Genomic DNA, 516 nt, shown 5'->3' on the forward strand with positions numbered 1-516 from the left:
GTACTATGATCCCTTGGTCGGGCGGTTTATCAGCAAGGACCCGATTGGCTATGCGGGTGGGCTTAACCTGTATGTGTATGCGCCGAATCCGGTTTTCTGGATTGATCCGTTTGGGTTGGCGCGTAAAGAACAATTATCAGGAGCAAAAACAATTAGTTCGGCAGAGGCAGCAGCGGATGCTGCTTTTGCATCAGGTAAGCGCACAGGTGCAGCGTCAGAATTAAGGGTAGAGGATAAATTGTTTACTGGTGTCAGTGGTGAGTCTGTACCGCACAACCCTCAAGTAACAGGTGCTCTGATGGGGACGCCGCAGGCGAACCGTGCTGCATGGCACGGTGCGTGTGCAGAAATTGTATGTCTTGATAAGGCACTTAATGCAGGAGTGGATCCTGCGGGAGGTAAGGTTAGAACGGTTAATATCGGTGTATCAGGGGCAGGGCATAAAACACCTAAGGAAGGTCTGAAGTACCCACCGATTTTTGAGGCCCTCGCTGCTTGAGGTTCAAAAAATCCAAG

At 50.6% G+C, this 516-nt stretch carries 1 protein-coding gene; it reads left to right on the top strand.

Annotation, left to right across the window (positions count from 1 at the left end):
• Nucleotides 1–499: RHS repeat-associated core domain-containing protein (locus IE038_RS24280; RefSeq protein WP_189396450.1), on the top strand; the 499-nt coding region annotated here is incomplete at its 5' end.
• Nucleotides 500–516 lie beyond the last annotated feature (17 nt).

The sequence above is a fragment of the Pseudomonas laurentiana genome (genome assembly GCF_014648275.1).
GTDB classification, from domain to species: Bacteria; Pseudomonadota; Gammaproteobacteria; order Pseudomonadales; family Pseudomonadaceae; genus Aquipseudomonas; species Aquipseudomonas laurentiana.